We start from the raw sequence: 13410 nt of genomic DNA, 5'->3' as shown, positions 1-13410 counted from the left end.
GCGGATCACCTATGCATGATAGCACCATTTACCTGATCAATTTGATGATATTGCTTGCATGCATAGTTGAAGGTACGCACGCAAAAGTCCGCTTTTCATGCGTACCAGCTTGCGTACCAAGCCCTTGCGTACCACCTTCTTCCAGATACTGATAATCACAGCTCAGCGCTCGCGCAGAATCCCGCGTTTGCCTATGCGCCCGCTGCCGGCATGCGCCGCAAAATCTGCTTGTTCTGGCGGGGTAAAATCCGGCCCCACGTCCGCAAAGCGCAATTCTTCGCCAATGTAGTGCATATACATGCGGCCCGGTTTGCCTTGCCTGCATAGTGCAAGCTCAATCTCGCACAAGCCGGGTGGCGCGGTGTCTGGGTGGTACACCTCGTCACGATACAAAAACAGCACCGCATCGGCATCCTGCTCAATCGCGCCGGAATCGCGTAAATCGGCAGGAATGGGGCGCTTGTTTAAGCGTTGCTCCAAGCTGCGATTGAGTTGCGAGAGCAGCAAAATGGCGCAATCCAATTCTTTTGCCAATGCTTTTAAGCCGCGCGTGAGTGTTTCAATTTGCGCATTGCGCGTTTCCCCAGCAGCTGACAGCAGTTGAAGGTAATCAATCACCAGCAGCGACAAGCCGTGGCGCTGCTTTTCCAATCTGGCGGACGCTTTGACATCTTGCAGACTCAAGCCGGCTTGATCATCCCAATGCAGCGCCAAACCTTCTATCTTTTGCAAGGCCCGCGTCACGCCGCACCAATCCGCTTTCTGTGTGTCACTTACCTGGAGCAGATGATGCAGTGGAATTCTGCCCAGAGAAGCCAGCATGCGGTCTTGTAATTGACTGAGCGGCATTTCCAAGGACATAAAGTACACCGGCTGGCTTTGCGCCACATGTGCTGCGATTTGCATCGCCAAGGCGGTCTTACCCATCTTTGGCCGCGCTGCTAACACCAGCAGTTCGCCAAGTCGCATCCCACCACTGAGGTGCTGATCAAGCTGCGCAATGCCAGTGCTGATCGCATTGCTGACGCCGGCAAAACGTTGCTCCAGCAGGGCAATATGCCTGGACATGGCTTCACTTGCTTTGATGCTTCTGCTGGCGGCTTTTTCTTCCTGTAAGCGCAAAATTTCTTCGGCAACTTGCCCGATTTGCACGAAAGCGTCTTGTGGCGAGGTTTGCGCATTGCGCTGTATTTTGTCGCTCAGTCTGACCATATTGCGCCGCAAAGCGCGTTCTTTCAGCAAGGCGATATGCCACTGCAGATTGGCGCTGCCGGGGCTGGCGTTGTATAGCGCCTGCAGATAGGGCAAGCCGCCCACTGTCGTCAATTTTCCATGCGTCTTGAGAAATTCCGCCACGCTGATCACGTCAATCGGCGCATTCTGATCGGCCAACTTACCCATGGCGGCGAAAACCAAGCGATGTTCGTAAAAGCAAAATGCGCTGGAAGGCACATGGCCAATGCTGGCGTATGCCTGACTGTCCGACAGCAAGGCGCCCAAAATGGCTTGTTCGGCGTGTTCTGCGCATAACAAGTCCTGCTGTGCTGTCACTTCATAGACTGCCGCACGGCTTGCGCTGATGATGGTGGTTTGGTTCATGCTACGCTCCTTTGCTCGTATTGCCCTTCGCATACTTTGGTGAAATTTTCTGCCTTCAGCAGCCAGTCAAAGCCAATGCGGGGCGGCAATGCGCATTTCTCACGGCAATAGGTGAAGAAACGCGCCATATCCTTTGGCGCACTGAACTGCTGCAAAAAATGCCGGATGGCGCCTGCCCGACTTGCCACAAAATACTGGCTATCCACTTCCCCCAGCACAGGGCCAAGGATGTGGTTGAACGTGACGATGGCTTCCCGCTCTTGCTCGCTGTAGGCGGTTTGCAGCTCATCCAGCCAGCTTTGCCGCTTGAGCCACTTAGCCGGATACGGAATCATTTGCGGATCGCTCCATTGCGCTTGCTGGCTGGCCAAGGCCAGTGCTTGCAACATGCTGGCCAGCAAACCCTCATCCGGCGCAAGCTTGCAAAATTGGCGATACGCTTCTGCTTTTGCGACTTTCTTCGGGTAGTGCTGCCAAAATTGCGCAAAAGCCTGGTCGATTGCTTTGGCATTGTGCAAAGATTTTTTCTTTGGTTCTTTTTCTTTTGTCGTATTTTCTTTTGGAAGGTTTTCTTTTGTGTGCACCACATTCGGCCTGGCGAGCTGCACCAGATCAGTTGCAGCCAATGCGGAAAGTGGTTCATCTGCGCCATCAAACAGTGGCAATGTGCCTGAATCGGTTCTTCCTGGACACAAAAAAATGCTCTCCGGCTTGACGCCCTCATCCTCCTTACTGTTATGCGATGCGCTTGACGCTTGCCAGACAGCATCGCTGCCTGCTGCAGCTACCCATTCCTCCGGGGCTGGCTGGTGCGCTTCAAGCTTGCCTGGCGCTTGAGTTAAGTCTTGCCCAGCGCCTTTGCGCCATTGGGAAAAATCCATATTGATTTCAATTAAAGAGCCATAGCGTCCCCGTTTCACAAAAATCACATTCATCTTGCGCAGTTGCATTAAAACCGTGGTGACATGCTGGCGTGCGGTATTGCAGGCCGCGCCAATTTGCGAGGCGGACATATCGTCTTGTTTCTTGTGGAAACCGATCAGCTTGCGCACCAACACCAGCATCACATTCAATTGCCGGCCTGTGAAACCAAAGCGCGGCAAGGCTTCAAAAAAATCATTTTGGAGTGCGGTAAAACCGATTGCTTTTGTTCGTTCAGATTGCTGCATATTTCTTTCCGTTCAGGTAAAAGAATCCCCGCAAGCCTGCTTGCGCAGGCTTGTTTGCAGATGTGTACATGGCAGAGGCCAAGCGCGAGGCCACGATGCCTTCTTGCGCCGCATACCTTCAGGCCAGCTCAATCAAGCCTGTCTTTTATGTTGCCTACATTGCTAACCCCTTTCACAACAGTGCAAAAATCAGCTACGCCAGGCGTGGCTGGCAAGCAGTCGCCTGTGTTTGCAAGTGTAAAAAGGGATTCTGAAAATCTTGGAATTTTGTTGTGGAGTTGTATGTGCGCCGGAAAACCGGCGCGCAGCGCATCTTCTGACAAGCCAAGATGTTTGCGTTGTTGACATAGAATGCCCCTTCAATTCAATTACATGCGCCAAGCCGGCGTTGTTGGCAGCCCGGACCTGGTCATGCAAGTGTAAAAAGGGATTCTGAAAATCTTTGGATTTTGTTTGAAGGTGTTGCACACGCCGGAATAATCCGGCGCTGAGCTTAGGCCTGTGGGGCAGTCTGCAAGGTTTGTCGGTACTGTTCTTTCAGCATATCCAGATAATCGGCCCATTGCTGCATCATGACGTGGCGCTTGCCCAGATGCGCGGTGCGGTTATAGGCTCGCCCATTGGCGTCCCGCACCGCATGCGCTAATTGGTGTTCGATCAAATCCGGGCGCACATCCAGCACTTCCTCCATGATGGTGCGCGCCATGGCGCGAAAGCCGTGTACGGTCATTTCGCCTTTCTCAATGCCGCAGCGGCGCATTGCTTGGCGCATTCCGTCGTGGGACATCGGCTTGGTTTGATCAAGCTCATTCGGAAAAAGGTATTCTGAGCGCCCACTCCATTGCTTGAGTTCTTGCAAGATTGTGATTGCCTGCCGGCACAGTGGAACCACATGCGGCGTATTGGTCTTGGTCACCAGAAAGCGCCATTGCGCCTTCTCAAAGTCAAAATCAACCCATTTGGCAGTGCGTAATTCACTTGATCGCACAAAAAACAAGGGCATCAGCCGCAAAGCATCACGGACATAGCGGCTACCGCCATATGCTTCCAATGTGCACAACAGCGCGCCCACTTTGGCGGGTTCAGTGATGGCGGGGAAATGCTGGCTTTTGGCTTGCGTCAGTGCGCCGCGCAAATCCAAGGTCACATCCCGCTCAACCCGCGCCGTCGCAACGCCATAGCGCAATATCTGGCTGATCATCGACATAACCCGCTGCGCAACTTTCAGCGCGCCGCGCGCCTCAATCCGGCGCAATACATCCAGCACATCCAATGGTTGGATGGATGCCGCCGGCAGCTTGCCCAGCCAGGGCATGACATTGGTTTCAATGGCTTGTTGGTTTATGCGCATATAGCGCGCTGACCATGTGCCTTTCTTTTTGGCCAGCCATTCATTGGCCAGGACGGCGAATGAATTCTCAGCATTTCTGATCCGATCGCGTTTTTCTTGTTTCTTCTGTGCACAAGGATTCACCCCGTCTGCCAAGAGCTTGCGCGCCTGATCGCGCTTTTCCCGCGCATCTTTCAGTGTCACGTCTGGATACTTGCCCAAAGCGAGCAAATTCTCCTTACCGTCAAACTGAAAGCGCAAGCGCCAAAGCTTGCCGCCAGAGGGCGAAACGAGCAAAAACAGCCCGCGTTCATCAAAGTATTTCTGCGCCTTGGCGCTTGGTTTAAGATTACGGATTGCAGTGTCTGTCAATGGCATAGCATGTTCCTTCAATAGAAAAATATCTCAACTTCTACCCCGAAAAAAGTCGGGATTCAGTGAAATCATGCTAAACCAGCATGGATCAAATCTAGGAAAAAACATGGCTCTGTCATAGTGCAGGAAAACCATTATGGACATACCAAGACGGTGACTGGGTCGAGCTGCGCGCAACCCCGCCTACGATTTTTAGTCTTCATCAAGTTGCAAGATGCCGGCCACGGCTTGCTGCAAGATCTGCACCAATTCCGCATCCATATAGCGGTACTGGTCTGGAATATCCAAGACATACAGAGGTTTGCCCTGCAAAGCTTGACGGAAATTGGCTTGCAGACGGTTCTTGTGCTTTTCTTCCATCACAAAAATCACATCCGCCCAGCGGATATCCTCTATCGACACCGGGTGGCGCGCGTTGGCGCTGGTTCCGCCTGAGCGCGCGGCGATGCCGGGATGGCGGCGCCAGACCTGCTCAGCGGTCGGGCTGCGCCACTGATTGCGGCTGCAGACAAACAAAATTTTGCGCACCGGATTCATGTCCGTCACCCAATACCCAGAATGCTGCAAGCACACGTTTGGATTACAAAATGCCCCATTTGCCCTCATCATTCACATAGTTCAACTGCACAATCCGCCAGACTCCCGCTTGCTGCTGCAGCTGATATTCGTAAAAGGAAGTCAGGCGCGTGCCTTCGACAATGCTCAAACTGCGCGTATAGATCAGGCGCGCATCCCCTGATTGCGCCTGCGCGATGATGCTTTCAGTGCGCGGATGATGCTTGGAGATGCTGTCAAAACTTGCGCCGCTGCTGTTGAAATCCGCCACACAATAGGCCTGCAGCAAGCCGGCATAGGCGGCGTCAATCTCATTGTAGTGCTCGTACTGACCCGGGTTTTCCGCTTCAATGCGTTCCGAAAGCGCATAGGCCCAGTCATTCCAGTCGGCATAATCGAGCCAAAACGATTCAAGGAATTTTTCCACAGAAAGCTGCGGCGCCGGTGGCCGAATTTGAAAAACCTGTGGCGCCTCACGCACCTCCAGCAGACCCTCTTGTGGCACAAACTCCGGTCCCCAACAGACCAGTTTGGCTTTGAAATCCCATTTCCCGCCACATTGGATAGCCACCGCTTGCGGGATCTGACTGTCGCCCAAATACTGCGGATCAGCAGAATACGAATCCAACAAACCCTCTTGGCACAATGGCAGAATAATGTGCAGATCAAGAAATTGCTTCAACTCCGCTGCCTCTGGCGGCAGATACATCTGATTCAAGGCGGCTTCCACGCCTCCCAGTTCGAGCGGCATCGCATAATTCATAGACAAAACACCCTGCTCACTGGCCGCCTGCGCCTGCTGCGGCGTAAGGATGTGACTGAAATCCAAAACGACAACGCTTGCTGCATGCCGGGGCGCATCTTCAAGCGTCTGCGTCACTGTCGCAGACGCCGCCGGCTTTTCCTGCATAGTTGCAACTGACGCAGCTGGCTGTTCGCCACTTGTCAGACCCGACAAACGTTTTAGCCAATTCCACATAATTCCACCTTATTGTCTTGTGTCAACATTCTGGACCCCCAATTATGCCAATTCCCGCCACGCAATCCGCGCCCAGAGCAGAGAAAAACACGCTGCTGGCGATTTTGACAGTCTGATTGTCCGGTTTCATCACAGTTTGCAGGATTTTCGTCACAAATTCTGCGTTATACAGCTAATCTACCCTACACTTGATATTCCAAATTGATTCCGCCAGCCATGCCTAACCGTCCCGCCAGCCACCGCTTTTCCGCCCTTGTGCCGTTTTGGCATGCGCAACGCGACGCCTGCCGCTGGGTCTTGGCCACCTTGAGCGCACGCCAGGGGCCGAGCTATCGCAAACCGGGCGCGCAAGTTTTCATCAATGATCTGGGGCAATGGTTTGGCGTCATCAGCGGCGGCTGTCTGGAAGCGGATTTAATGCGCTTGGCGCAAGAAGTCCTGGCTGACGGCATCGCCCGCACCCATGCGTTTATTCCCGACGATGCGGAAGAAGACGGCAATACGCTGGCGCGCACCGGCTGCGGCGGCAGCGTCTGGGTGCGGCTGCAGGAAATCTGCGCCGCCAATCACTATCTGGATTTGGATGCTGTGCATGCAGCGATTATGGCGCGCCAGCCTGGCGTGTATTGGCAAGACTTGCACGCGGTGCGCGGTGCGGGGCGCTGGATTGCCGACCAGACTGCGCCGGCGCCGGACGGCGCGCAATGGCTGGGCAGCCGGCTCGACTTGCCGCCGCATCTGTTCATCTTCGGCGGCGGCGTCGATGCGCGGCCCCTGGCGCAACTTGCCTTGGCGCTGGGCTGGCAAGTCAGCGTCTGCGATGCGCGCACCCATGCCGCGCGCAGCAGCGATTTCGGCCCCGCCGTGCGCTGTTGGCGCTGTGCGCCGCAGGCCTTGCCGCCTGCCGCCCTGGCGCAAGCGCAAGCGGTGCTCGTCATGCATCACCATGTGCAACTCGACGCCGAAGCCTTGCAAGCGCTGCATCACGTCTTGCGGCAAGGGGCCGCGCCACACTATGTGGGCATGCTGGGGCCGGCGGCGCGGCGCGCCAAAGTCTTGGCGCGCGCCGGATTGCAGGAACAGGATTTGCACGCCCCCGGCCTGCATTTTTACAGCCCGGCAGGCAGCTTGCGCGGCGCGGACTTGCCGGAAGATATCGCGCTTTCCCTGATCTGCCAGATTCAACAGCACTTGCACCCGGCCAGCCAGGCGCAAGATGTCAGAACACGGTGGCAGGCATGAGCGGATCAAGCGCCCCTGCCCTGATTTTATTGGCCGCCGGCGCCGCGCGCCGCTTCGGCAGTCCGAAAGCGCTGGCGCGCCATGCCGCCTGGCAGGGACAAAGCATGATCGGCGCCCGCTTAGCGCAATTGCTTCCGCTATTACAAGCAGGCGAGTTCAGCCGGCTGTGCGTGGTGCTGGGCGCGCACGCGGAACCAATCGGCGCCCATATCGCGCCGCTGCTGGCGCCATATGCGCCCAAGGCATTCGCGCACATCTGCCCGCACTGGGCCGACGGCCAGAGCGCCAGTCTGGGCTCCGGCATCCGCGCCCTGCAAGCGAACGATGAGCAGCGAGCCACACCCGCCGCCATGGTGGCGCTGTTAGATCAAGTGCTGCTGCAGGCAAGCGATTATCTGGCCCTGTGCGCACACTGGCGGCATGCGCCGCACGCCGTGTGCGCCAGCCGCTATCCCGATGGCGCGCTGGGCGCGCCGGCAATCTGGCCGCGCCATCTGTGGCCGCAATTACTCAACTTACAACATGACCAGGGCGCACGCGCATATTTGCAGCACGCGCGCGCCCTGGATTTGCCGCGCGCGGCGCTGGACATCGACCAGCGCGCCGACCTTCTGCAACTCGAACCGTCCCCAAGAGGAGAATCAGATGCCGACCTTGCATATTAATGGCAGTCAAAAACAGCTGGATGTGGATGAAGACATGCCGCTGCTGTGGGTGTTGCGCGATGAATTACAGCTCACCGGCAGTAAATACGGCTGCGGCGCCGGACTGTGCGGGGCCTGCACCGTGCATCTGGATGGCGCCCCGGTGCGCGCCTGCTCCGTCAGCGTCAAACAAGCCGCAAACGGACGCGTGACCACGATTGAAGGGGTGGCCAATGGCGCACAATTGCACGCCCTGCAGCAAGCCTGGCTGGATGAAAACGTGGCGCAATGCGGCTACTGTCAGGCCGGGCAAATCATGGCCGCGCTGGCCCTGCTGAAAAAACACCCGCGCCCGACCGATGCGCAAATCCACGAAGGCATGCAAGGCAATTTATGCCGCTGCGGAACCTATCCGCGCATCAAACGGGCGATTTTGCGCGCCGCCGGCATGCCGCTGCCGCCGCAAGCAGCGCTGGAAACCAACACCGCGACGGAGGCATAAATGGATAACAATGCCATCAAAAATCACAGCCGTCTGTTTGCGCGCCAACTCAGCCGCCGCCGCTGGCTGCAAGAGCTGGGCGTGGGCATGGGCGCGCTGGTGCTGGGCGGCAAAATCGAACAAGGCTTGCTGCCGGCGGCGCACGCCACTGACGCGGCGGCGGCGCGTCTGAATCTGTTTGTCGCCATCGGCGCCGATGACCTCATCCACATTACCGCGCACCGCTCAGAAATGGGACAGGGCATCCGCACTTCCCTGCCGCAAGTGGTGGCTGATGAGCTCGACGCCGACTGGCGCCAGGTGCGCATCGTGCAAGCGATAGGCGATCAGCGCTATGGCGACCAGAACACCGACGGCTCCAAAAGCGTGCGCGTGTTTTACCAGCGCATGCGCGAGATGGGGGCCAGCGCGCGCGCCATGCTGCTGGCCGCCGCCGCGCAAAGCTGGAATGTGCCGGTGGAGCAATGCAGCACGCGCGAACAGCGCGTCTGGCACGCCGCCAGCGGACGCAGCCTGCGCTATGGCGAACTGGCCGCCAGCGCGGCCAAACTGGCGGCCCCGGATGTCAAAACCTTGAGCCTGAAAAGCCCGGCGCAATTCCGCTACATCGGCCAAGGTCTGTCGCCGGTGGATGACGCCGCCACGGTGCGCGGGGAAAGCCGCTTCGGCATCGATATGCGCATCGAAGGCATGGTGTATGCCAGCATCACGCGCGCGCCGGTGCTGGGCGCGATGGTGGACAGCGTGGACGACAGCGCAGCACGCAAGGTGCGCGGGGTGCTGGATGTGCTGACACTGCCGGCGCGTCCCCTGCCGATCGGCTTCAAGCATTTAGCCGGGGTGGCGGTAATCGCTAAAAACACCTGGAGCGCGCAAAAAGGGCGCGAACAACTGCAGATCAAATGGAGTAAAAGCGCGCATGACGGGTTTGACTCCAAAGCCGGGCTGGCGCAATTGCGTCAGCAAGTGCAAAAGGAAGGCAAAGTGCTACGCCAAACCGGCCAGGGCCGCGCTGCGCTGTCGCAAGCCGCCAAGCAGATAGCGGCCACCTACACTGTGCCGTTTTTGCCGCACGCCACCCTGGAGCCGCCATGCGCCTTAGCGCGCGTGGATGGCGAGCGCTGCGAAGTCTGGGCCCCGGTGCAAAGCCCGCAAGATGTGCAAAACACCCTGGCCGAAGAATTTGGCTTTAAAAAAGAAAACATCGTGGTCAATGTCAGCCTGCTGGGCGGCGCATTCGGGCGCAAATCGCAGGCAGATTTTGTCAGTGAAGCAGTGTTTTTAGCCAAGGCCCTGAAAAAGCCGGTGCAAGTGCTGTGGAGCCGCAGCGACGATTTGCAGCACGATTATTTGCATGCGCAAAGCGCGCAATTTTTGCAAGCCGGGCTGGATGGCCAAGGCCGGGTGCAGTGCTGGCGCCAGCATGTGGCTTACGCCAGCATCATGAGCACCTTCGCCGCAAATGCTGACGCGCTCGCACCGCAAGCCTGGGAAGTGGCGATGGGCGCAGCCGATCTGCCGTTTGCCATTCCCAACACCGCGCTGGAAGTCAGCGCAGTGCAAAACCATGCGCGCATCGGCTGGCTGCGCTCGGTGTGCAATATCCAGCAAGCGTTTGCGCTTGGCTCTTTTGTCGATGAATTGGCGCATGCGGCCAAGCGCACGCCGCTGGCGATGTGGTTTGAATTACTGGGCGAAGACCGTCTGCACAACCCGAATACAGACAGCTATAAATACAGCAATTACGGCGCGCAACAGGCGCAGCACCCGATTGATATCGCGCGCTTAAAGCGGGTCTTGCGCACCGTCTCGGCGCGCGCCGGCGTCGCCAAGCGTCTGCCCAAGGGACAGGGCTGGGGTTTTGCCGCACACCGCAGTTTCACCGGCTATGTGGCGATTGCCTGCCGCGTCTCGGTGCGCGGACGGCAGCTGAAAATTGAAGAAATGCATGGCGCGATTGATTGCGGGCAGATCGTCAACGCCGACCGCGTGCGTTCGCAAATGGAAGGCGCGATGATTTTCGGCATGTCTTTATGTTTATACGGCCAGATTGATTTCCAGCAAGGGCGCGTGGTGCAGAGCAATTTCCACGATATGCCGCTGTTGCGCATGGCTGAATGCCCGCCCTTGCATGTGTATCTGCTGCCCAATGACGCCCTGCCTGGCGGCGTGGGCGAAACCGGCGTGCCGCCGGTGGCCCCGGCGATTTGCAACGCGATTTTCGCCGCCAGCGGCTTGCGCATCCGCGATTTGCCGGTGAAGGGACATTTGCAGGTGTGAAACGCCAACCGCAGGCTGGGCTGAACGAAGTGAAGCCCTGCCTGCCGCAGTGGCGGATTGAACAGGCAGGGGCAGCTTTAGCCGTGAGCTGCGCAGGGTAGGCACAGCTATATTGCATCCATGCGGAACAAAGGCAATCAGTGCGCCAGGTGCAATTTTGTGTGGGCACAAAGGCGTGCCCGCCCTACGGACTTCAAGAATTATTTCCAAAAGAACGGTGATTATTCAGCGTCCGGGATGCCTAGCCTTGCAACCGTTCACTCTGAGCCTGCCGAATGGCATGCTGATGGCCAGGCGCGGCAACGCCCTGCATTTCAACGCCGCCTGGCAGCCCTGGGGCCTGGCCCGCATCCTATGTCAAAACCTTGGGCGATTGTCAGATTGTGGGGGCGATTGCGGTTGGCGGCGGCGCCCTGGTGACAAGCACCAGCCGGCCTTATCTGATTTCCGGCATCACGCCGGACGCCATGACGGAGATTGCCCTCAATCTGTGGCAAGCCGGGGTATCCAAGTGTGCCTTAGCCGATATTGGCGGGCAAATCGTGTATGCCAGCCATGATGGCATTGTGGCGCTGGATGGCGGACAGCCTTCACTTACTCTGTCGCAGCGCTTTTTTACGCGCGAAACCTGGCGTGCGCGCTATGGCGCAGGACTGGACAGCATGCGTTTTGCGGTCAGCGATGGCTGTTTGCTGGCGTATTCATCCCGTGGCGCGTTCACCCCGTTTTTATTACGCTTGGATGAGGCGCAAGGCGCGCTGTGTGATGTGGTGGAGATTGTGACCTGGCAGGCGTGTACGCCAGGGCGCAGCACGAACACGCAATCGGAAGTAAAGGTGAATGGGCAAAGCTTTTGCAAAGCGTCTTACAGCGTGGTGGACGCCATGTCCACTTCGCACATCGCCACCGGGCGCGTACTGCTGCCGGCTGGCCAATATCAGTTCAGCTTGTATGTGGGGAATGATTTCAATGACGGTTTCTGGCGGCTGGAACGGTGGTCGGTGTTGTTGTTGGGAGGTGATGCGCTAAGCAGGCAGGCTGCGCCAGCCAGCAGCACACCAAGGAAAAAGTCAGGACTGCCAGCGCTGCCGGCAAACAAGTAAAAGGAAAGGTATGGAGTTCGCAAAATATGGCGAACTGGGGCGCGTGTTGTTTATCGGCGATGTGCCGCAAGACATGCTGGCGCTGCAGGGGGAGCGCACTTTCATCGGGCGCATTGATCCGGTGCGCGAATATGTGCGCGATGGCAAAGCTTGCCCAAGGCCAGCCAATCCGGCCCGGCTGGATGGTTTGCATCTGCGCGCACTGCCAGCGCCTTGCGTGGTTGTGATCAATGGCAAGCGCTATGACTGCGCAGAGGCGGAAGCGGAATTGAGCTTTACCTATCCGGGCAAGTATCGGGTCAGGGTTGAGGCGTTTCCCTGGATGGATGTCGAGTTTACGGTAGAGGTTTGAACGTGATGAAAATCATACATACGGAAGATGTTCAGGAACTGCGGCGCAAGGCATATCCGCCTTTGGAGGATTTTGCAGATGCTTGGTATCATATGCAGAATGGAAATATAGCTAAAATTATTGAATATACAACGCACTGTGGCATGGTAAAAGAAAGGTTTGTAAAAAATGTCGTAATCGACTAAACAGTGATAAATAGATCTGTATTTTTGAACAGTATTTCTTACCTTGTTTACGTTTGCAATTGCGAATGATACTTACTTGTGCTATGATTACCCTGTAATCAATTTGATCGTTCAACCTCCAAAGAAGGGCTGAAACTGTGAATCAATCGCGAAACAATCAGCTTGCAAAAGCGCAAACTACATACCGTGAGCGGCTGAAAGGTCGTGGCTACAGACGCATTCAGGAATGGGTTCCAGAGCAAACATTTGTTCAACTCCGAGAACTATGTCGGGATACAGGGCTAAGTCAGAGAGAGTTGATTGAAGAAATGATTAGAGCAGCCACGGAGCGCAAGTTTAGCAAAAATGGAGCAGGCCATGAGTAAAATTGAATGGACGGAAGAAACCTGGAATCCAACAGTTGGATGCACCAAAATATCGCCTGGATGTAAGCATTGCTATGCTGAAAAAATGGCACAAAGGTTGCAAGCAATGGGAACACCAGGCTATGAGAACGGTTTTCAATTAACGATGCTGAGAAATAGATTGGATTCACCTTTAAAACGAAAAAAACCAACAATCTATTTTGTTAATTCGATGTCAGATTTGTTTCACGAAGATATTCCGTTTAGCTTTATTGATCAAGTTTTTGCAACAATAGAAAAGGCTGATTGGCATACTTTTCAAATTTTAACAAAGCGTGCAGATCGCCTCGCCACTTACTTTGAAGGGAAAACGGCTCCCACAAATGCATGGCTTGGAGTGTCCGTGGAAGATCAAAAGTATGGATTGCCACGAATCAATCTGCTTCGGCAGGTAGATGCTTCAGTACGCTTCTTATCAGTTGAACCTCTATTGGAAGATTTGGGCGAGCTAAATTTGAAAGATATTCATTGGGTTATCGTTGGTGGAGAATCTGGGCCAAAAGCACGGCCTATGCAATTAGATTGGGTGCAATCAATTCAATCTCAGTGTGAAGAACAAAATGCTGCATTTTTCTTTAAGCAATGGGGGCGGTGGGGTGTTGATGGAAAACCAAGGGCAAAAAAATTAAATGGTAGATTGATAAATGGCCGAACATATGATGAGATGCCGCTTGCATTAATCTGAATAGGA

The 13410-nt window shown here is 56.0% G+C and carries 13 protein-coding genes; 8 read left to right on the top strand and 5 right to left on the bottom strand.

All coding sequences use genetic code 11. The features are described 5' to 3' along the window. Positions 1-162: 162 nt before the first annotated feature. The 5 genes from V8J88_RS07595 to V8J88_RS07575 all read right to left on the bottom strand — a co-directional run bounded on the left by V8J88_RS07595 (position 163) and on the right by V8J88_RS07575 (position 5797). Positions 163-1599, bottom strand: coding sequence for a replicative DNA helicase (locus tag V8J88_RS07595; RefSeq protein WP_338848770.1), 1437 nt, complete (start codon positions 1597-1599; stop codon positions 163-165). Beyond that, a complete protein-coding gene (locus V8J88_RS07590) occupies positions 1596-2768 on the bottom strand; it encodes a replication protein (RefSeq protein ID WP_338848769.1) in 1173 nt (390 codons plus the stop codon). Before V8J88_RS07590 ends, V8J88_RS07595 begins: the two co-directional genes overlap by 4 nt. Positions 2769-3261: 493 nt before the next feature. Next, positions 3262-4476 (bottom strand): integrase arm-type DNA-binding domain-containing protein, encoded by a 1215-nt coding sequence (locus V8J88_RS07585; protein WP_338848768.1) that lies wholly within the window; start codon positions 4474-4476, stop codon positions 3262-3264. A 189-nt stretch (positions 4477-4665) separates the two neighbouring features. Further along, positions 4666-5010 carry a phosphotyrosine protein phosphatase gene (locus V8J88_RS07580; protein ID WP_338849850.1) on the bottom strand — a complete coding sequence of 115 codons (345 nt, stop codon included), beginning with the start codon at positions 5008-5010 and terminating at the stop codon, positions 4666-4668. A 43-nt stretch (positions 5011-5053) separates the two neighbouring features. Further along, positions 5054-5797 carry a hypothetical protein gene (locus V8J88_RS07575; RefSeq protein ID WP_338848767.1) on the bottom strand — a complete coding sequence of 248 codons (744 nt, stop codon included), beginning with the start codon at positions 5795-5797 and terminating at the stop codon, positions 5054-5056. A 426-nt stretch (positions 5798-6223) separates the two neighbouring features. Between V8J88_RS07575 and V8J88_RS07570 the strand changes: the two genes are divergently transcribed. The 8 genes from V8J88_RS07570 (at position 6224) to V8J88_RS07535 (ending at position 13404) form a co-directional block, all read left to right on the top strand. Then, positions 6224-7249, top strand: coding sequence for an XdhC family protein (locus tag V8J88_RS07570; RefSeq protein ID WP_338848766.1), 1026 nt, complete (start codon positions 6224-6226; stop codon positions 7247-7249). Next, the gene (locus V8J88_RS07565) at positions 7246-7914 is read left to right on the top strand and encodes an NTP transferase domain-containing protein (protein WP_338848765.1); all 669 of its coding nucleotides are present in this window, start codon (positions 7246-7248) and stop codon (positions 7912-7914) included. Before V8J88_RS07570 ends, V8J88_RS07565 begins: the two co-directional genes overlap by 4 nt. Next, entirely contained in the window at positions 7895-8395 is a 501-nt protein-coding gene (locus V8J88_RS07560; protein ID WP_338848764.1) for a (2Fe-2S)-binding protein, read from the top strand. Before V8J88_RS07565 ends, V8J88_RS07560 begins: the two co-directional genes overlap by 20 nt. Next, entirely contained in the window at positions 8396-10675 is a 2280-nt protein-coding gene (locus tag V8J88_RS07555; RefSeq protein ID WP_338848763.1) for a molybdopterin cofactor-binding domain-containing protein, read from the top strand. It abuts the gene before it with no gap. Between the two features lie 365 nt (positions 10676-11040). Beyond that, entirely contained in the window at positions 11041-11778 is a 738-nt protein-coding gene (locus V8J88_RS07550; protein WP_338848762.1) for a hypothetical protein, read from the top strand. Between the two features lie 10 nt (positions 11779-11788). Further along, positions 11789-12130, top strand: a complete 342-nt coding sequence (locus V8J88_RS07545) for a hypothetical protein (RefSeq protein ID WP_338848761.1) — start codon at positions 11789-11791, stop codon at positions 12128-12130. A 5-nt stretch (positions 12131-12135) separates the two neighbouring features. Continuing rightward, complete coding sequence (locus tag V8J88_RS07540; RefSeq protein WP_338848760.1) at positions 12136-12315, top strand: hypothetical protein; 180 nt, start codon at positions 12136-12138, stop codon at positions 12313-12315. A 357-nt stretch (positions 12316-12672) separates the two neighbouring features. After that, positions 12673-13404 (top strand): phage Gp37/Gp68 family protein, encoded by a 732-nt coding sequence (locus V8J88_RS07535; RefSeq protein ID WP_338848759.1) that lies wholly within the window; start codon positions 12673-12675, stop codon positions 13402-13404. The last annotated feature ends 6 nt before the right edge of the window (positions 13405-13410 follow it).

Source organism: Massilia sp. W12 (assembly GCF_037300705.1).
Classification (GTDB): Bacteria; Pseudomonadota; Gammaproteobacteria; order Burkholderiales; family Burkholderiaceae_D; genus JACPVY01.
The sequence above is the reverse complement of the archived record's forward strand: the minus strand, read 5'-3'. Positions and strand labels throughout refer to the sequence as shown.